Genomic DNA, 18,752 nt, shown 5'->3' with positions numbered 1-18,752 from the left:
GGTTTCCCTAAATTAGCTCCCATTACAAGAGTCAGCTGCTCTACCAACTGAGCTAATCACCCATTCCATTTCCACTGTCGGCTATAGCGCAGCACGCTGCCCCTGTCACCGACCTTCACGCAACTTCCTGTCGTTTCCTGCGCCCTATGTGCGCCCCGTTCTTTCGCCTTCAAACCCAAAACCCAGCATTTCCGGGCGTTTTTAGGACTTGACTTGCTGATTAAGAGTCAGCTGCTCTACCAACTGAGCTAATCACCCGCCGGGCCGCGATCCCGAAGGACCGCTGCAAGAGGTGGCCCCTATAGCCTCTCAGTTCGGACCTGTCCAGCGGCAATCGGCTGGAGGGTAGGAATTTCCTTCGCCACGACATCGTTCATACAGCCAGAGTGCCCTCCGCGACCCGCACAGCGTGCCCGCCGATTCGTGCGGACCTTGTCTTGCCGTTGGCGACGTCGATCTCTAGCCGGATGCGAGACGCGCGGCCCATCTCGATGCCCTGCTCTATCCAGTGGGTATGGACGCCGTCCTGCGGCTGGTCGAAAGCCACGATCGCGCCGGAAAAGGCTGCCGCCGCAGACCCGGTGGCCGGATCCTCGTAAACCGGGGGGCCAGGCACGAACATGCGCGCGTGAAAAGCGTTGTCGTGGCCGATCGTGTCGCGGCAGTAGAGATAGGCGCAGGCGACCGCGCCATTGTCGCGCTTAGGCGCCATTTCGGCCCATGCGGGCCCGTCAAAGCGTATGGCCGCCGCCACGTCCAGACCAGCGACGGGTACTGCGACAAAGGGCACGCCCGCGCTCCAAAGCGACGGACGATGATTCTCGAAGCCGATCTGGTGCGGGCCAAGCCCGAGCGCGGCCGCGATCGCCGCCTCGTCCAGCTCGGCATCGAGCGGCTCGGACAGTTGCGGCAGATCGAATTCGGCAAACCCAGGACCTGCGCCATCCGATGTCACGGCGCAACGGACGTCACCGATCTTTTCCTCCAGCACCAGAAGTGTGGCGGTGTCGTGCGACAAGCCGATGTCGTTTGCCAAAGCCACGGCGGTGCCGACCGTGGGATGCCCGGCAAACGGCATCTCGTAATGCGGCGTGAAGATGCGGATCGCGGCGTTGTGGGCCGGATTGCGGGCGGGCTCGACGAATACCGTCTCGGAAAAGTTGAACTCTCGCGCGATCGCCTGCATCCCCGCTTGATCCAGCCCATCGCAATCGAAGACGATCGCCAGCGGATTGCCGGCCAGCGCCTTGTCGGTAAAGACGTCGTAGATCGCGTATCTGCGTCCGCTCATTGCTTGCTCCAGGCTTACTCGGCCATGGCACTCTTCAAACATGGCCAAACTTTAATTTGAAATCGCGCGCCATTTCCATGATGTGTCAGGTAAAGGGACTGTTGAAAAGACCAAAGGCGGATGCGCGCATGGACCAGATCGTCGAGCGCCCCGACAAGACGAAGTTCGCCTCGCCGGACCCGATCGAAAAAGCACTGGCGCTGGACGGCACGGGAAAGCCGACAAGCAGGCGCCGACGGTGGCCCCTGGTGGTACTCTTGGTGGTGGCCGCTGGTGGCGCGCTTGCCTATTGGCAACTTGCGGGCACCAGCCAACCGCAGACCGTGTATCGAACAACGCCGATCGAGCGCGGCCAGCTGACCGTCGAAGTCTCGGCGACCGGAACGCTGCAGCCCCTCACCCAGGTCGACGTCTCAAGCGAATTGTCCGGCGTCGTGCGCTCGGTCGCAGTCGAACAGAACCAGCGAGTCTCGAACGGTGACGTGCTGGCCGAACTGGACACGACCCGCATCGTGGCGCAGATCGAACGCGCCGAGGCCAATGTGGCTGCGGCGCGCGCGCGCGTCGTCGATGCCGACATCACCTTGCGCGAGAACGAGCAGACGCTTGCGCGGGCGCAGGCGCTGCTCGGGCGTGGAGCGGTGACGGAGCAGGCGCTCGAGACAGCTGTCGCGACACGTGACCGCGCGCAAAGCGCCGTCTCGATCGCACAGGCCAACCTCGAGATCGCCGACGCGGAGCTGAAGCTCCAGGAAGCCGATCTCGCAAAAAGCACGATCTACGCTCCCATCGATGGCATCGTGTTGAGCCGCACCGTCAATCCTGGCCAGACCGTCGCGTCGTCCATGCAGGCCCCCATCCTGTTCGTGATCGCCGAGAACCTCGAGACGATGGAATTGCAGGCAGCCGTCGACGAAGCCGATATCGGCGCGGTCACGGCCGGCCAGCCGGCGCGCTTTACCGTCGACGCATTCCCCGGTCGCCGGTTCGACGCCGAGATTCGCGACGTGTCGTACGCATCGGTTGTGACGGAAGGCGTCGTGACCTACGAGGCGCTGCTCAACGTTTCGAACGACGAGATGCTTCTACGACCCGGAATGACAGCCACCGTCGACATCGTCACCCGGCAGGCGGACGGCATACTTCTGGCGCCTGCCGCGGCATTCCGGTTCAGCCCGCCGCAGGATGCGGAAGGCGGCGGCTGGTCGATCCAGCGCCTGTTCATGCCGCGAATGCGGATGGGACGGCGCGGCGGAGGCGCCAGCCGTGCTGGCGGCGGAGACGGGCGCCCGCTTTACGTGCTGCGCGATGGCGCGCCGGAGATGGTGCGCGTTGAAACGGGCGCGACGGACGGCGAATCGGTGGAAATCCTGTCCGGCCTGGACGAAGGCGACCAGGTCATCGTCGGCGTGGCCCAGCGTGGCGCGGCTGGAGGCGGCACATGAGCGCACAGCCGAATCCTCCCCTGCTGAGCTTCGACGGCGTCTGGAAAACCTATGGCGCCGGCGAGACGCGGGTCAATGCGCTGGCCGGCGTCGACCTCGCCATCGCGCGCGGCGAGTTCGTGGCGATCATGGGGCCATCCGGTTCCGGCAAATCCACCTCGATGAACATCATCGGCTGTCTCGATACGCCGACACGGGGCACCTACAATTTTCTCGGTGTCGACGCGGGCGGGCTCGATCGTGGACGGCGCGCACTGCTGCGCAATCACTATATCGGCTTCGTCTTTCAGGGCTACAACCTCCTGCCGCGAACGACGGCTGCGGAAAATGTCGAGTTGCCGCTCGTCTATCGCGGCGTTCCCGCCCGCGACCGGCGCGAGCTGGCGATGCAGGCCCTGGCACAGGTCGGGCTGCAGGGGCGCGAGAGCCACACGCCGTCCGAACTCTCCGGCGGCCAGCAGCAGCGCGTGGCCATCGCCCGCGCCATCGTCACGAGCCCCACCCTGCTGGTGGCGGACGAACCCACCGGCAATCTCGACACCGCGCGCAGCCATGAGATCATGGATCTGCTGACCCGTCTGAACGTCGAGGAAGGCCTGACCGTCGTCATGGTCACCCACGAACCCGACATAGCCGCCTATGCCGACCGCACCATCGCCTTCCTCGATGGCCGGATCGAATCCGACACGGCGCGGCGGGAGGCTGCCTGATGCTGCTGGAAACCATAAGGCTGGCATTGCGCTCGGTGCGGCGCAATGCGCTGCGATCTTTCCTGACCCTGCTCGGCATCGTCATCGGTGTCGCCGCCGTGATCGCGATGATCACCATCGGCTCCGGTACGACGGAAAAGATCAAGCAGGACATCTCCAAGCTTGGCAGCAATCTCCTGACCGTGCAGGCAAGACGGCCGATGCGCGGCGGCGACACCAATTTCACGCCGCGTGCACTCGAGGAAGGCGACATGCAGGGCCTCACGGAAGGCCTCGACCCGGCAAACCTGCGCGCGATCTCCGCAGCCGCCCAGCGCACCGTGCGCGTGGTCTACGGCGCAGACAACCTCGCCTCGCAGGTCACCGGCACCGACACTGAATATTTCGCTGCCCGGGACTGGGAGATCGTGCTCGGCCGGCCATTCACCGAATCGGAGGTGCGCGGCGGCACGAATGTCTGCCTCATCGGCGAGACCGTGCGCAGCAGCTTTTTTGGCGCCGGCGACCCTTCCGACATCGCCATCCGGGTCGGCCGGATGAGTTGCCGGGTCATCGGCGTGCTGGAGGAAAAAGGCACATCCGGTTTCGGCCAGGACCAGGACAATGTCGTGATGATGCCGCTGAGCACGTTTCAGCGCCGCATCGCAGGCAACCGCGACATAGGCCAGATTTACGTCGCCGTGCAGGATGGCATTTCGACCACCGCCGTGGTCGACGAGGTCGAGACGGTGCTGCGCCAGACGCGCCGCATCGGCCCCGAGCAGGAGGACAATTTCGAAGTCCGCGACATGACCCAGATCGCCGATGCTATGACCAGTACAACCACCGTGATGACCGGCATGCTGGGCGCGCTTGCCGGCGTCAGCCTGCTGGTGGGCGGCATAGGCATCATGAACATCATGCTGGTCTCGGTCACCGAACGCACACGCGAGATCGGCATCAGGCTGGCGATCGGCGCGCATGAGAAGCACATTCTCGTGCAGTTCCTCGTCGAGGCGACGGTGCTGTCGCTGCTCGGTGGGCTAATCGGCATCGTGCTCGGTCTGTCGCTGGCTGGCGCGGCGACCATGGCGCTGTCGATACCCTTCGTGCCGAGCCTGGCGGTGATTGCGCTCGCCGTTGGCTTTTCGGCTATGATCGGGATGGTCTTCGGCTTCTTCCCAGCCCTGCGCGGCGCCCGTCTCGACCCGATCGACGCCTTGCGCCACGAGTAGATTGCAGTGGCTCAGCGGATGCGTGGCGTCGAAAAATGCCAGTCGATGAGCGCCGGCATCTGCGGTGCGAGGCGGTCCGGCAAATCGCCGCGATCACGAACGATCACCGGCCCCTCGATCTCCGGGTCGCGTTCTCCGGCAACGTGTTCGTGAATGCGCCGGGCCAGTTCGTCGGCGTCAAGGTCATGGAAATAGCGGCGAAAAAGTACCGTGCCCGTCGTCTTCGACAGGACGTGGTAATAGGGCTCATGCCGCAAGCCGGCGATGTCGAGGCCGGTCTCCTCGAGCACCTCACGGCGCATGTTGTATTCCAGATCGGCCATGCCTTCGCGGAAGTCGGCGGGTTCGAACGAGCCCGCAGCACAGTACACCAGGCCGGCATTGACAGTGTTCGCCGCCATGCGGATGAGCACGAGCGCGTTGTCGGAACTGACCAGCATGGCGTGGGTGTAGGCATGCCCTGCCCCGCCGACGGGCCGCAGCTTGCGCCAGTACAGAAAGGCCGAGTAGCGCACGATATGGCAACGCCCGACCAGGTCGTTGTCTTCGAAGCGAAGCGACGACAGCAGCGCCACCTCGCCGTCATACACGGCCGGGTTTCCGGCCTGCACCTCGACCCAATGGTCGGCGATTGCCGCTTGATGCTCGCTCACAAAGGGATGTGGGGCCGGATCGAGGCGCACCCGCACCGAGCGCACCGGCACCACGACGTCGGCAGGAAGATCGAAGCTCATGGGATCAGACGACATTCAGTTCGACGACCACCGGGCAATGATCGGATGATTTAGGACGGTCCCAGCCGACGCGCGGATACCGCACCACTTCCTGGCCCGGCGGAAACGGCGTGCGAAACGGCTGGCCGTTGCGGACGATGTCCGGTAACGCGACCGCGTTGCGGCGCGCGAGCTCCGGCGAAAGAAGGATGTAGTCGAGCTGGCACAGATGGCGTTCGGCTGGCCCCCTGGTGTGATACAGCGTCCAGCGGTCCATTTCTTCGCGCCTGCTCACCACGTTCTCCGCGAAGCCGTCGGCAAGAAGGACGTTGAGGCACGAGACGTCCTCCGAGGCGGGGACGAACCGATACCCTTCATGCGCGTCGCCGGAAATGACGATCCGCTCGTAATAGTCGTTGAAGTCGCCGCAAATCGCCCAGCGCATGCGTGGCGCCTGCTCGGTGCCGAACCGCTGCTCGATGATGCGGCGCACGGCCGTCGCCTCCGCAAAGCGCACCGGCATCGTCGCTTCGCGTCCGTCCATTCCGTTGCGTGGGCTGCCCATGGACTTGAAATGCACGCTGTAGATGGTCAGCGGCTTGCCGCCCACACGCAGGTCGAGTTCAAGGCAATCTCGACGGAAGATGCGTTCGTGCGGCTGTTCTCCGAGTGCTGCAAGTTCGGGCGTGAACAGGTCAAGGTCGGCATAGGTCAGATGTGCATGGCTCTGCATGCGCACAAATTCGATCGGCAGGCCGTGGCCGGTCTGTTCGCGCACCATCACGGCGACGTCGATGCCACGGCCGTCATTCCCCGGCGTGGTGTATTTTTCGCGATAGCCGCTGCCGACCATCTTGAACAGATAGCCGTATTCGAAGGCACGCAGGGCCTCGATGTTGTCGACCTCCTGCAGGCAGATGATGTCCGCTCGCGTGGCGGCGATCGCAAGGGCGGTCAGTTGTCGAGCATCATCGGTGTGGGCGATCGCCCGGGCGCGCTCCAACTGGCGGTAGTCGGCCTCGTCCTTGATCTCGTAGAGTGACAGCACCCTGTCCTGATGGAGCTGGTTGCGGAAACCGGAGAAATCGAACCTGTTCATAAGGTTCTCGACATTGAAGGTTGCGATGCGCAAGGACATGACCGAGCTTTGCCCTTGCAGACGCCGTAACGCAAGCGCGGCCGACGCATTGGCAGGATTTCGGCTTGAGGGAACCTGCCTGTTCATCGCAAGTTCATCTCACCGGGGCCAAATAGTCTCATGGAGGGGCTTCGAACCCATCTTCTGCTGGAGGAAGGTCATGAAAACAGTTCTTTCCGCATTGGCATTCGCCGCTTTGCTGTGCGTGGGCCACTCAGGATCAGCCAACGCGGCAGGCGCAAGTGGCCTGGCGGCAAGCCAAAGCCAGGTGTCGCAAGAGCCGCAAGCGCGGGCCGCGGAGCGGCCGCACGTACAACTTGCGCAAGGCTGGTACGAACCGCGCCCACGCTGGCGCGATCGCGACCGTGGCCGCCGTCATTGGCGTGAGCGGGATCGGCGCCACTACCGCCATTACGATCGGGGCCCGAGTTTCGGGATCTATGTGCAGCCGCGTATCCAACCGCGCTACGTGGAGCCGCGTCGTGTATATCGGCTCACGCGGGCGCACTATCGCTGGTGCGATGCGCGCTACAGATCCTATCGCGCGTCGGACAACACGTTCCAGCCCTATCACGGGCCGCGCCGTCAGTGCATCTCGCCCTATATTTGACGAACGGGATTGCCGCGCCTCCGGGCGCGGCAACGATTCATTCGCCGGGCCGATCCTCGAACGCGACGCCGACTTCCGTTTGACGTCGCCAGCACACCCGTGCTTTGCGCGCTTCGCTCTCTCCGGCAATTGTCAGGTCGAACCGCGACGGAACCGCCGAGGCATCGCCGAACTTCAACAGTGCGCCGCCATTCGACAGATTCCTGACGAGACCTTCCAGCGCGCCGTAGCCGCGATTGAACGTCAGCGTTGCCCCCTTGAACACACGATGGCGCAGATCGGCGCGACGCTCGTCGAACACCGTGCCGTCAAGGCCGATTGACTTCTTCGTAATCGCTTCCATTTCGAAACGCTCCTGCTTCGATCAGGTCCGCGTTGCAAGCGGCGCGCCAGCCTCACCGTCCCGAAATGAGCCAGAAACGCAAGACGCCGCGCACCCGGTTGGATGCGCGGCGATCACTCAGCCATAAATGCAGGGGCAGTCTTAGTTGCGCGCCTTATCGACGAGCTTGTTCTTTGCGATCCACGGCATCATGCCACGCAGTTTCTCGCCGACTTCCTCGATCTGGTGGGCGTCGTTCATGCGGCGAATGCCCTTGAAGCGGGCGCCGCCAGCCTTCCATTCCTGCATCCACTCGGTGGTGAACTTGCCGGTCTGGATATCGGTGAGGATGCGCTTCATCTCGGCCTTCGTCTCGGCGGTGATGATGCGCGGACCCGACACGTACTCGCCCCACTCGGCCGTGTTGGAGATCGAGTAGTTCATGTTGGCGATGCCGCCCTCGTAGATCAGGTCGACGATCAGCTTCACTTCGTGCAGGCACTCGAAATAGGCCATTTCCGGCGCGTAGCCGCCCTCGACCAGCGTTTCGAAGCCGGCGCGGATCAGCTCGACGATGCCGCCACACAGCACCACCTGCTCGCCGAACAGATCGGTCTCGCACTCTTCCTTGAAGTTGGTCTCGATGATTCCCGAACGTCCGCCACCAACGCCGCAGGCGTAGGACAGGCCGAGGTCGAGCGCGTTGCCGGATGCATCCTGGTGAACCGCGACGAGGCACGGCACGCCGCCACCCTTCTGGTATTCACCGCGAACCGTGTGCCCCGGGCCCTTCGGCGCAACCATCAGCACGTCGACGGTCGCCTTCGGCTCGATCAACCCGAAATGCACGTTAAGTCCATGAGCGAAGGCAATGGCGGCGCCGTCGCGAATGTTCGGGGCGATCTCGTCGCGGTAAATGTCGGCCTGAAGCTCGTCCGGCGTCGCCATCATCATCAGGTCGGCCCACGCCGCAGCTTCCGCCACCGTCATCACCTTGAGGCCATCGGCCTCGACCTTCTTGGCCGTCGCGGATCCCGCCTTCAAGCCGACCGCGAGCTCCTTCGCACCCGAATCCTTCAGGTTGAGCGCATGGGCCCTGCCCTGGGATCCATATCCGATGATGGCAACCTTCTTGCCCTTGATCAGATTGAGATCGGCATCACTATCGTAATAGACGCGCATTGGTCGTTCCTTCCCTAGGTTTGAACTAGCCGGCTTGAACCGGCATTTGACTTGCTCCGTAAAGAGCGAAGAACTGTTGCGTCGCGATCGCTGCGTCGCCGTCGATGTCGGCCGGGGTCAGCACCAGCGGCTCGCCGAGCAATAGGCGGATCTGGATGTCGCGCCCGACCAGGCCGAAGAATGTCCGAAACGCCGCCTCGGCATCGTCGAACTGCAGCAGCCCCGCTTCTCGGCCGGCCTCCAGCAGCGGCTTCAGCCGCTCGCCGATCGCGAAGCGCCCATTGGCGAGAACGATTGACCCGAGATTGCTCCTGCCGCTGCCGGTATGACTGACCGCCACCCGATTGAGCGCGACGGAGGTGCGCGAGGAAATGACCTTGAGCCAGTTTGCCGCAAACCGTTCGAGGCTTTCGCGCAAGGCTTCGGCGTCGAGGCGCTGACGCTCGTAGTTGCCCGCCCTCACCCTGGAGGCCTGCCAGCGAACAGTGGCCGTCAGCAGGCCGTCGCGGTCGCCGAACCATTTGTAGAGCGTTTCCTTGGAGCAGCTTGCACGCCTGGCCACCGCATTCATGGTGAGCGCGTCCGCGCCTTCGACCAACAATTCCAGAACGGCGTCGAGGACCTCGCCCTGACGGGGCGTGAGGGCGTCCTCTGCTTCATGTTCCAGATCTTCGATCACCGCGCGTCCCGTTGCCGATCGCCTAGGCACTTGCCGTACCGTACGTTACGGTTCGGGGATATCCCCTATAAGCGCGACGATTGCAAGTGCCGTCTTGCGGGAACTTCAGGTCATCGCCTCGCGATGCCTTAGATGAGGACCTGCGTCCCGATCTCCACCACGCGGCCCGTCGGGATCTGATAGTAGGTGGTGGCTGCCGACGCGTTGCGCGCCAGCATGATGAATATCTTGTCCTGCCACACCGGCAGACCCGTCGCGGCGGACGCTTTCAACGTGCGGCGCGACAGGAAGAACGACGTCGTCATGATGTCGAATTTCCAACCCAGCTTGCGGCAGATGGCCAGCGCCTTCGGAACGTTCGGTTGTTCCATGTAGCCGTATTTGAGCGTCACGCGCATGAACAACGGATTGAGCGCGTCCATTTCAACGCGCTCGCTTTCGGGAACCCGCGGGCGATCGTCCGTCACCACGGTGAGGATGACATTGCTTTCGTGAAGCACCTTGTAGTGCTTCAGGCTGTGCATGAGGGCTGTCGGCGCGCTCTCCGGATCGCTTGTCAGAAACACGGCCGTCCCAGGTACGAGCGTCGGCGGCTTGCGCACGAGACTGTCCACGAGCACGTTCAGCGGCACCTCGAACTTGCGGGTTTTCTGGAAAAGAATCGCCGTTCCACGCCGCCAGGTGATCATGATGAGCGTCAGGGCTGCGGCTATCGCGATCGACACCCACCCGCCATCGGCCACCTTCTGGACGTTGGCCCACAGGAAAAGGCCATCCAGCAACAGCAGTGGAGTGACAACGAGTGCGGCGAGCCAGAGGGGTTTGCGCCATACGCCCGTCATCACGATGTAGAGCAGCAGTGCCGTGACCACCATCTCGCCGGTCACCGAAATGCCATAGGCAGAAGCGAGCGCGCTCGAACTGCCGAATTCGAGCACCAGTATGACGACGCCGATGAACAGCATCGCGTTGACCTGGGGCATGAAGATCTGGCCCGACTGGGTTTCAGATGTGTGCAGGATCGTCAGGCGGGGAAGAAGGCCAAGCTGGATGGCCTGGCTGGCAAGCGAGAATGCGCCGCTGATGACCGCCTGACTGGCGATGACGGTGGCAATCGTGGCCAGAACGACCAGCGGCAGCGTCGCCCAGTCGGGCACCATTTCGAAAAGCGGCTGGCCGATGGGCCCGTTGTGCGACAGCACATATGCGCCCTGCCCGAAATAGTTCAGCAGCAGGCACGGAAACACCAGAGCAAACCAGGCGAGCACGATGGGCTTGCGACCAAAATGGCCGAGATCGGCATAAAGCGCTTCCGCACCGGTGACAGCCAGGAAAGCCGCGCCAATGACCACCATCGCGACGCCGCTGTGATCGAGCAGGAACTGCACGGCAACCAGCGGATTGAGCGCGAACAGCACGCCGGGGCTCAGGACGATGTGATAGAGCCCGATGACGCCCAGCACCACGAACCACAACGCCGTCACCGGTCCGAAGACCCGCGCGACGGACGCTGTGCCGAACCGCTGGACCGCAAACAGCGTCGCCACGATGGCCAGAGTGATCGGAACCACAAACGGCGTCAGCACCGGTGTCACGACTTCAAGCCCCTCCACCGCAGAAAGCACCGAAATGGCGGGCGTGATGACCGCGTCACCGAAAAAGAGCGCGGCGCCGACCATGCCAAGCAGCAGTACGAGACCGGACAGACGCCCCCTTGGGCGCATGGCCAGCGCCATCAGCGACAGGGTTCCGCCTTCGCCCCGATTGTCGGCTCTCAGAACGATCGATGCGTATTTGACCGATACAATCGTCGTCAGCGACCAAACGATGATCGACAGCACGCCGAGAACGATGGCGGGCTCAGCGGCAGCCACTTCGCCGCTGGCGGCGTGCATCGCCTCGCGAAGCGCATAGATCGGGCTCGTGCCAATGTCACCATAGACGACGCCCGTGGCCGCCAGCGCCAGAGACGCGGTGGGGCCGGATGCGTGACCAGGCTCTGCGGCGGGCACGGAACCGTCCGAACCGCCATTGGCCTCATTGGATTTCTGATCCATCTGTCGCCCACCTTTGAAGGACGGGGGCGGCTTGTACGCCTGTTGCGACGCACAATCAAACGGAATCGGCCCCGCGCGAGGCTGCCATGGGGTGCCGCATGGGCAAAGGCAGCGCCAATGATGGGGCTACCAACCCAAGGCGCCGAGGAAACGGCGCACGGTGGCCGCCATTCCATGCTCCAGAGCATCGGCCGTCAGGCCGTGCCCGATCGAGACTTCGGCGAGGCCAGGAATCCTGTGCACGAGCGCCGGCAGGTTGGCGACGGTGAGGTCATGGCCGGCATTCACGTCGAGCCCGAGGGCGCGCGCCGCATTCGCAGATTCCTCGAGCAAATCCAGTTCCCTGGAAGCATTTTCGGACTCATCGTGATAGCCGCCATACGGACCGGTGTAGAGCTCCACCCGATCCGTTCCCAGCGCCTTGGCTGACGCCATGCCCGAAGAGGATGGATTGGCGAAAAGCGAGACGCGGAAGCCCCCCCTCTTCAAGCGCGCGACGATCGGAGCCAGGAATTCGTACTGCGCCTCGAAGTCCCAACCGTGGTCCGAAGTCGGCTGCGCCGGGTCATCGGGCACCAGCGTCACCTGTTCCGGCTGGTTCTGTTCGACCAAACGCAGGAAATCCTCGTCGGGAAAGCCTTCGATGTTGAACTCCGCCTGCGGGAACTCGTCATCGATCAGCGCACGCAGGATCGGCAGGTCGGCGCGCCTGGTGTGGCGTTGATCGGGTCGTGGATGGACGGTCAACCCGTGGGCCCCGGCCGCCAACGCGATGCGTCCGAGGTTCTCCATGCTCGGCCATGGCAGGTCACGCCGGTTGCGCAGGAAGGCAACTGCATTGAGGTTCACCGAGAGCTTGGCGGGCATCGTGCATCCGTCTTCTTTTGGAGAGGGCGTGGCATCCCTATATCCCGTTCGACGGGAACAGACACCGGGTTTTGTGTGTTCCAGTAGTGCAACCCGTTGCAAGATGGAAAGGAGCCGCAATGCACCCTTTGGAACGCGTCCCGGCCGTGCGGCGTATCGAAACCGACAGTGACCGTGTGTTTGCCGTGGAGATCATCGGCGAATTCACGTCAGCGGACGCCGAAAACCTATGCGGCCTGCTGGAAGGCGCATATGTGGTGCAGCCGAGTCTCGACTTGCTTGTACGCTTGCTTGAGGTCGAGAATGTGGATGTGTCGGACATCGACCCCGAAACGGTGGACGTTATGCGCGGACATGTCGGCAATCACGTCGCTCGGTGTGCGGTCGTCGGCGAAAGCCGGCGCGCCGACCAGATCGAGGCCCTGTTCGCCGCTCCGGAAACCACCGAACTGCGCCACTTCAGCCATGAAGAAGAAAATCAGGCCTGGGAATGGCTCGGCGCGCGGGAAGTCGTCCAAAAGGTCTGAACCGTCCTGTGCGGCAGCTCAGCGGACGACAGTGAGCCGCTCCGCGGCGCGGGTTATGGCCGTGTAGAGCCAGCGCTGGCGCGTGTCCTTGAAGGCGTAGCTTTCGTCGAAGAGCACGACCTCGTCCCATTGCGAACCCTGCGCTTTATGGACCGTCAGTGCGTAACCATAGTCGAAATCATCGAATCGCTTCTTCTGCTGCCACGGAATCTCGCCGTCCGGGTTCTCGAACGCGGCCTTCAGAAGCTTGATCTTGGCAACGCCGCGATCCGGGTCGTCTTCCTCCGGGGTGACGAGCAGGTTGATCCCCGGTTTGACCGTCTCGCGTGATGAGGTCATCACCTTCCACAACGACCCGTTCAGCAACCCCTTGGCGGGATCGTTGCGCAGGCAGACGAGCTTGTCGCCGGCTTGCGGATAGGATGCGTCGAACCCCTTGAGTTCACGCAGCCGCTGGTTGTAGCGGCGACGCGTGCGATTGGTGCCCACCAGCACCTGGTCGGCGGCCAGAACCAGATCCTGGTCGACTTCGTCGCGCCCGATCACCCGCGCGGCACCATGGTCCCCATACGCGATTTCCCTGCCCTCGCGCACGTCGAGAGCCAACTGGATGATCGGATTGTCGCGCGCCTGGCGATGGATTTCGGTCAACAGATGATCAGGCTCGTGTTCGGTGAAGAACCCGCCACCGGAGATCGGTGGGAGCTGGGCCGGATCGCCAAGCACCAGGATCGGCGTTCCAAAGCTCATCAGGTCCCGCCCCAATTGCTCATCGACCATGGAACACTCGTCGATCACGACGAGCTTGGCCTTGGCGATCGGACTTTGGCGATTGAGCGAAAAGGTCGGATTGATCGACGTCTTGCCGGTCGTTTCGTCCTCGATCGCCTCTTCGCCGCGAGGGCGATAGATAAGCGAATGGATGGTGCGGGCGTTCACCGCGCCCTTGGAGCGCAACACCTGCGCGGCCTTCCCGGTAAATGCCCCAAACTGCACGCCGCCATCGACATGCTCGGCAAAATAGCGCGCAAGGGTCGTCTTGCCGGTGCCCGCATAGCCAAAAAGCCGGAACAGCGGCTTGCGGCCTTCCTTGAGCCAACGCGCGACGGCCGTCAGCGCCTCATCCTGTTGTGGAGAAAACTGCATCACACGTTAGTGCGGGATTCGCCCGGTCGGGGCAAGGCGTGAATACCACCACAACAACTCAGCCGCCCGTCTCTGGATTGCGCGCATAACCGGGCCCGACCGTCAGCGGCACTTCGGGCGCCACGTCGTCGCTGATCTGGGTGCGGAAGTCCTGTTCGTGAGACCACAGCAGTGACTTCTCCTCACGATCGAAAACCCGCAGGGCTACGTGATACGGCTTACCCGCCTCCACGCCACGCACGGGTGGCGAGCGCATGGCGAACCGGGTCGACTTCGCACCGGTCAGCCTCTGGCGCACGATGTGCGCCTCGCCGCCGGAGGGGTCTTCAAAGCTGGCTTCCACGATCGATCCAGCGGGCAACGGTCGTTGCACCACGGCTGTGAAGCCGTAATGGACATCGGCGATGCGGTAGTTGAAGATAAATCCGCCTCCGACGATCCGGATATAGGGCTTGTCGTCCGGGTTCTGCCGGGTCGCCCAGCCGATCGCGAACAGAACCAGCAACAGCGCGCCGGTGACCAGCAATATTCTGCGTGGCGAAAATATCCGCTCGAACATGGTGCTGACAATCTAACATCGAGGCAGGGCGGCGTCGATGTTCGATTCCGTCTAGGCCAGCATCGGCCAGAGGCTGGCCGCCAGCGCGAATCCCATGGCGATGTTGAACCACTTCAGACGGGCCGGATCCGAAAGAAAGCCACGCATCGCAACGCCGAAACCGGCCCAGGTAGACACGCTGGGTACGTTCACCAGCGCGAACGCCACCGCGACGAGCACCACTGACAGGAACGGTGCCGCCGGGTTGGTGTAAAGCGACATCGCCGTGATCGCCATGACCCACGCCTTCGGATTGACCCACTGGAACGCCGCCGCTTCGCCAAACCGCATCGGGCGCCCGCTGACATCATCCTTTCCGCCAAGGGAGCGCGACATTGCGATGCGCCACGCCAGATAGATCAGGTAGGCGCCGCCCGCCACCTTCAACGCTGTGTGGAGTGCAGGATAGGCGGCAAGCACGGCGCCAAGGCCAAAGCCCACACCCAACAGCAGGCTGAGAAAGCCGGCCCCAATGCCAAGCATATGAGGAATGGTGCGCACGAAGCCGAAATTCACACCCGACGCCATCAGCATGAAGTTGTTCGGCCCCGGCGTGATCGAGGTGACGAAGGCAAACACAAGCAGGGCAAGGAACAGGTCGAGCGCCATGGTATCCGTCAATCAGTCATGAGAAGCGTGATGCGATGCCTCGCCGCGACCATGTCCACCGCCGAGGGTATGCCGTGCAGCGATTGCTGCTGATGTGAACCATCGCAACGCCCCGCCATGGCTACATTCCTTGCGGCCCCCGGTTCATCGCGGCGACGCCAGTGCGGCAGACCTCGACCAGTCCCAGCGGTTGCATGATGGCAATGAACTGGTCGATTTTGCTGCTTTTGCCCGTGATCTCGAAGATGAAATGCTCCGTCGTCGCGTCGGCAACCTTTGCCTTGAATGCTTCCGCCAGGCGCAGCGCCTCGACGCGCTCGTTGCCGACACCGGCCACCTTGATGAGAGCCAGTTCACGTTCCAGCGGGCGTTCCTGCCCGATCTCCCGCGCGATGACCGTCAGGTCGTTGACGCGATGCACCGGCACGATGCGCTCGAGCTGATGCTTGATTTGCACGAGCACATGCGGCGTGCCGCGCGTGACGATGGTGATGCGCGACAGGTGCTTCTGGTGTTCGGTCTCCGAGACAGTGAGGCTGTCGATATTGTAGCCTCGACCGGAAAACAGGCCGATCACGCGCGCTAGTACCCCAGGTTCGTTGTCGACGAGCACCGACAGCGTGTGCTTTTCGTCGGATTCTGTCTCTTTCTGGATGAAATATGCAGAGCCGGTGGGCTGGAGTTGGGCGTTCATCGTTTCCTCATTCTGTTCTCTGTGGCCCCGTGAAGAGGCTGTTGTCCGGCTCAGTTCTTGAAAATCACGGAAGCAGCCACGGCCTCGATCGCCGCGCTAACTTCTTCGAATTGATAATCGTCGGCGATCGCGACCAGTCGCACGGAGCGCCCTTCATCCGCGAACGACAGGTATTGCGAAAATCGCTTGATACGTTCGTTGTCGCGCGCCGTCCCGTGAAGCAGGATGCCGTCATGGCCCGCAAACACCATGCGTTCCCGGTCCTCGATTTCGATGCCCGTGAGACCCTGCGTCTCTGACAGCAGCGTCTCCGCAACTTCTTCAAGCGCATCGGGCGAAACCGGACCTGCCACCTGCTGCGCCACGACGATCACCGGCTGGCGCCCGTCCGGATCGACGTCGCGCGCTCCCGCCGTCATCAGCACGCCGGAGCCCGCAATGGTGTCGATCACGCGGAAAGGCGCCGTCGCGGCAATCTCGAACGGCAGGGCGGCGATCTTTTCGTCAAGCGTCGGGCGGGGTCCGAGCGTGACGGACGCAATTGTCTGCTCGACCTGCTCCCGGCCGAGGGTCTCCCCTTGCGGGGCCTGGATGGTGAGCATGACGGTCATCTCACCGGAATAGAGGGCGATCCATTTGTCGAAGGTCACCCCGCCGGCGCTCTGCGTACCGGCAAGAACGGGAACCGTCGCGTCGTCTGCTCCTGCAACATCGGTCAGGCTGGCCACGGCAACACCTTGCGAGGCAAAGGCCGCCTGGGCGAGGCGCAGCTCGCCAAAAAGCGGCGCAAGCTGTGCATGCGCCGCCGCAGGAAGCTCGACAATCAGAATGCTGGCCTCCGTTTCGTCATCGACGAAACCCGCGAAACCTTCCGCAGGCGTGAAGCCGGCGGGCGGCGTCAGCGTGACCGTAGTGCCAGGCACCTCCACCGCCTCCTGGGCACCAACGGGAATGCTGGACAGCAAGACCCAGCTTGCCAGCAGCCCGGCTGCCAGGGATTTCAGCGATGGCTTCATGAACACTGTCCTCTTTCGGTTTCTTCGCCCTAGACGAGTTCCCTGCCCTTCGCATCGATGGCAGTTGCGACGACCTCGTCCGTGGCTTCATCAGGCAGCAGCATCTCGTTGTGTGCCTTGCCGGACGGGATCATTGGGAAGCAGTTGGCGAGGTTGGCTACCCGGCAGTCGAACAGCACCGGCTTCTTCACGTCGATCATCTCCTGGATCGCATCGTCGAGATCGCCCGGCTTCTCGCAGCGAATGCCGTGGGCGCCGAAAGCCTGCGCCATCAGCACGAAGTCCGGCATGGCTTCGGTGTAGGAGTGGGACAGGCGGTTGCCGTGCAGCAACTGCTGCCACTGGCGCACCATTCCCATATACTGGTTGTTGAGAATGAAAATCTTGATCGGCGCTTCGAACTGCACGGCCGTCGACATCTCCTGCATCGTCATCTGGACGGATGCGTCACCGGCAATATCGATGACGAGCGCTCCGGGATGCGCGATCTGGACGCCGAGCGCGGCAGGCAGTCCATAACCCATCGTACCGAGGCCGCCCGACGTCATCCAGCGGTTGGGCTTCTCGAAACCGAAATGCTGGGCAGCCCACATCTGGTGCTGGCCCACCTCGGTGGTGATGTAGGTGTCGCGATCCTTCGTCATCTCGTAAAGCCGCTCGATGGCGTATTGCGGCATGATGACGTCGTCGTTCTTCTTGTAGGCGAGCGAGTCGCGCGCGCGCCAGCGGTCGATCTGCTCCCACCACGGCTTGAGCGCGCCCTTTTCAGGCTTCACCGTAGCGCGCCACAAGCGGACCATGTCTTCCAGAACGCGACCGACATCGCCCATGATCGGAATATCGACCGGCACGTTCTTGTTCAGCGAGGATGGGTCGATATCGACATGGATCTTCTTGGAGTTGGGCGAAAACGCATTGAGCCGTCCCGTGATGCGATCGTCGAACCGTGCGCCCAGACAGATCATCACGTCGCAGTCATGCATCGCCATGTTGGCTTCATAGGTGCCGTGCATGCCCAGCATGCCGAGCCAGTTCTTGCCGGAAGCCGGATAGGCGCCGAGGCCCATCAGCGTCGACGTGATCGGGAAGCCTGTCAGGTCGACGAGTTCGCGCAGCAGGTGGCTCGCTTCCGTACCGGAATTCACCACGCCGCCGCCGCTGTAGATGACCGGTCGGCGCGCGCCGGCCATCAAGGCGACGGCCTGCTTGATGGCGTCCATGTCGCCCTGAACCTTCGGGTGATAAGACGTGCGCGGCGCTTGCTGGGGCGGCGTATACATGCCCTTGGCGAACTGGACGTCCTTGGGAACGTCGACGACCACGGGCCCCGGCCGGCCGGTGGTGGCGACATGGAAAGCCTCGTGCAGGACGGCGGCAAGCTCGTTGACGTCCTTGACCAGCCAGTTGTGCTTGGTGCAGGGGCGCGTGATGCCAACGGTGTCGCATTCCTGGAAGGCATCCGAGCCGATCAGCGATGTCGGCACCTGTCCACTGATGCAGACCAGCGGAATGGAATCCATCAGCGCGTCCTGCAATGGCGTGACGGCATTGGTGGCTCCGGGACCGGACGTCACCAGCATGACCCCGGCCTTGCCAGTCGAGCGTGCATAGCCTTCCGCCGCGTGCCCGGCGCCCTGTTCGTGGCGCACCAGGATGTGCTTCACGCTCTCCTGTTGGAAAAGTTCGTCATAGATCGGGAGGACCGCACCGCCCGGATAGCCAAAGATGTGCTCGACACCGTTGTCCTTCAGCGCCTGCACCACCATCTCGGCGCCCGTCATCTCGCGCCTGCCGGTGTCCTGTCCTGAGTTGCTCATCGGTCTCTTCCCGTTCTGTCTTCGCTTGGCGGTTGTGGTCGTTTATCGGTGTTTCAGGCAATAAAAAAGGCCCCCTGAGGAGCCTGTGTTTCGCGCATGGGGAGCTGTCGCCCGGCG

At 63.1% G+C, this 18,752-nt stretch carries 19 protein-coding genes; 5 read left to right on the top strand and 14 right to left on the bottom strand.

Features of this window, described 5'->3' with window-relative positions:
• Window positions 1-373 precede the first annotated feature (373 nt).
• A complete protein-coding gene (locus AAFN84_RS04655) occupies window positions 374-1,291 on the bottom strand; it encodes a PhzF family phenazine biosynthesis protein (protein ID WP_347513336.1) in 918 nt (305 codons plus the stop codon).
• Between the two features lie 128 nt (window positions 1,292-1,419).
• On the opposite strand from AAFN84_RS04655, the gene AAFN84_RS04650 reads away from it, so the two are divergent.
• Genes AAFN84_RS04650 through AAFN84_RS04640 form a run of 3 tightly spaced genes read left to right on the top strand, consistent with a single transcriptional unit; the run spans window position 1,420 to window position 4,660 of the window.
• Window positions 1,420-2,736 carry an efflux RND transporter periplasmic adaptor subunit gene (locus AAFN84_RS04650; RefSeq protein WP_347513335.1) on the top strand — a complete coding sequence of 439 codons (1,317 nt, stop codon included), beginning with the start codon at window positions 1,420-1,422 and terminating at the stop codon, window positions 2,734-2,736.
• Complete coding sequence (locus tag AAFN84_RS04645; protein ID WP_347513334.1) at window positions 2,733-3,446, top strand: ABC transporter ATP-binding protein; 714 nt, start codon at window positions 2,733-2,735, stop codon at window positions 3,444-3,446. The genes AAFN84_RS04650 and AAFN84_RS04645 overlap by 4 nt, the downstream gene beginning before the upstream one ends.
• On the top strand, window positions 3,446-4,660 hold the full coding sequence (locus tag AAFN84_RS04640) for an ABC transporter permease (protein WP_347513333.1): 1,215 nt from the start codon (window positions 3,446-3,448) through the stop codon (window positions 4,658-4,660). Before AAFN84_RS04645 ends, AAFN84_RS04640 begins: the two co-directional genes overlap by 1 nt.
• A gap of 11 nt (window positions 4,661-4,671) precedes the next feature.
• Here the strand turns inward: AAFN84_RS04640 and AAFN84_RS04635 are convergent, their stop codons facing one another.
• Entirely contained in the window at window positions 4,672-5,394 is a 723-nt protein-coding gene (locus tag AAFN84_RS04635; RefSeq protein WP_347513332.1) for an NUDIX hydrolase, read from the bottom strand.
• Between the two features lie 4 nt (window positions 5,395-5,398).
• The gene (locus AAFN84_RS04630; RefSeq protein ID WP_347513331.1) at window positions 5,399-6,511 is read right to left on the bottom strand and encodes an endonuclease/exonuclease/phosphatase family protein; all 1,113 of its coding nucleotides are present in this window, start codon (window positions 6,509-6,511) and stop codon (window positions 5,399-5,401) included.
• Between the two features lie 160 nt (window positions 6,512-6,671).
• Here AAFN84_RS04630 and AAFN84_RS04625 point away from each other — a divergent pair, with 160 nt between their 5' ends.
• Window positions 6,672-7,121, top strand: coding sequence for a BA14K family protein (locus AAFN84_RS04625; protein WP_347513330.1), 450 nt, complete (start codon window positions 6,672-6,674; stop codon window positions 7,119-7,121).
• Window positions 7,122-7,158: 37 nt separating this feature from the next.
• Here AAFN84_RS04625 and AAFN84_RS04620 read toward each other — a convergent pair whose 3' ends face one another.
• The 5 genes from AAFN84_RS04620 to AAFN84_RS04600 all read right to left on the bottom strand — a co-directional run bounded on the left by AAFN84_RS04620 (window position 7,159) and on the right by AAFN84_RS04600 (window position 12,228).
• On the bottom strand, window positions 7,159-7,464 hold the full coding sequence (locus AAFN84_RS04620) for a PilZ domain-containing protein (RefSeq protein ID WP_347513329.1): 306 nt from the start codon (window positions 7,462-7,464) through the stop codon (window positions 7,159-7,161).
• Between the two features lie 141 nt (window positions 7,465-7,605).
• Window positions 7,606-8,625 (bottom strand): ketol-acid reductoisomerase, encoded by a 1,020-nt coding sequence (gene ilvC, locus AAFN84_RS04615; protein WP_347513328.1) that lies wholly within the window; start codon window positions 8,623-8,625, stop codon window positions 7,606-7,608.
• A gap of 25 nt (window positions 8,626-8,650) precedes the next feature.
• Window positions 8,651-9,301: a TetR/AcrR family transcriptional regulator gene (locus tag AAFN84_RS04610; protein WP_347513790.1), complete on the bottom strand. Its 651-nt coding sequence runs from the start codon at window positions 9,299-9,301 to the stop codon at window positions 8,651-8,653.
• Between the two features lie 131 nt (window positions 9,302-9,432).
• Window positions 9,433-11,361 carry a potassium transporter Kup gene (locus tag AAFN84_RS04605; RefSeq protein WP_347513327.1) on the bottom strand — a complete coding sequence of 643 codons (1,929 nt, stop codon included), beginning with the start codon at window positions 11,359-11,361 and terminating at the stop codon, window positions 9,433-9,435.
• Window positions 11,362-11,487: 126 nt separating this feature from the next.
• Complete coding sequence (locus tag AAFN84_RS04600; RefSeq protein ID WP_347513326.1) at window positions 11,488-12,228, bottom strand: pyridoxine 5'-phosphate synthase; 741 nt, start codon at window positions 12,226-12,228, stop codon at window positions 11,488-11,490.
• A gap of 185 nt (window positions 12,229-12,413) precedes the next feature.
• Here AAFN84_RS04600 and AAFN84_RS04595 point away from each other — a divergent pair, with 185 nt between their 5' ends.
• The gene (locus tag AAFN84_RS04595) at window positions 12,414-12,755 is read left to right on the top strand and encodes an STAS/SEC14 domain-containing protein (protein ID WP_347513325.1); all 342 of its coding nucleotides are present in this window, start codon (window positions 12,414-12,416) and stop codon (window positions 12,753-12,755) included.
• An 18-nt stretch (window positions 12,756-12,773) separates the two neighbouring features.
• On the opposite strand, the gene AAFN84_RS04590 is transcribed toward AAFN84_RS04595, so the two are convergent.
• The 6 genes from AAFN84_RS04590 to AAFN84_RS04565 form a co-directional block, all read right to left on the bottom strand.
• Window positions 12,774-13,901, bottom strand: a complete 1,128-nt coding sequence (locus AAFN84_RS04590; protein WP_347513324.1) for an ATP-dependent RecD-like DNA helicase — start codon at window positions 13,899-13,901, stop codon at window positions 12,774-12,776.
• A gap of 58 nt (window positions 13,902-13,959) precedes the next feature.
• Complete coding sequence (locus AAFN84_RS04585; protein WP_347513323.1) at window positions 13,960-14,460, bottom strand: hypothetical protein; 501 nt, start codon at window positions 14,458-14,460, stop codon at window positions 13,960-13,962.
• Window positions 14,461-14,511: 51 nt separating this feature from the next.
• Entirely contained in the window at window positions 14,512-15,108 is a 597-nt protein-coding gene (locus AAFN84_RS04580; protein ID WP_347513322.1) for a LysE family translocator, read from the bottom strand.
• 121 nt (window positions 15,109-15,229) lie between these two features.
• Complete coding sequence (gene ilvN, locus AAFN84_RS04575; protein WP_347513321.1) at window positions 15,230-15,802, bottom strand: acetolactate synthase small subunit; 573 nt, start codon at window positions 15,800-15,802, stop codon at window positions 15,230-15,232.
• A gap of 50 nt (window positions 15,803-15,852) precedes the next feature.
• Window positions 15,853-16,818, bottom strand: a complete 966-nt coding sequence (locus AAFN84_RS04570) for a hypothetical protein (protein ID WP_347513320.1) — start codon at window positions 16,816-16,818, stop codon at window positions 15,853-15,855.
• A 29-nt stretch (window positions 16,819-16,847) separates the two neighbouring features.
• Window positions 16,848-18,635, bottom strand: a complete 1,788-nt coding sequence (locus AAFN84_RS04565) for an acetolactate synthase 3 large subunit (protein ID WP_347513319.1) — start codon at window positions 18,633-18,635, stop codon at window positions 16,848-16,850.
• Window positions 18,636-18,752 lie beyond the last annotated feature (117 nt).

The sequence above is a fragment of the Mesorhizobium sp. CAU 1741 genome, from assembly GCF_039839275.1.
Taxonomy (GTDB): domain Bacteria; phylum Pseudomonadota; class Alphaproteobacteria; order Rhizobiales; family Rhizobiaceae; genus Aerobium.
The sequence above is the reverse complement of the archived record's forward strand: the minus strand, read 5'-3'. Positions and strand labels throughout refer to the sequence as shown.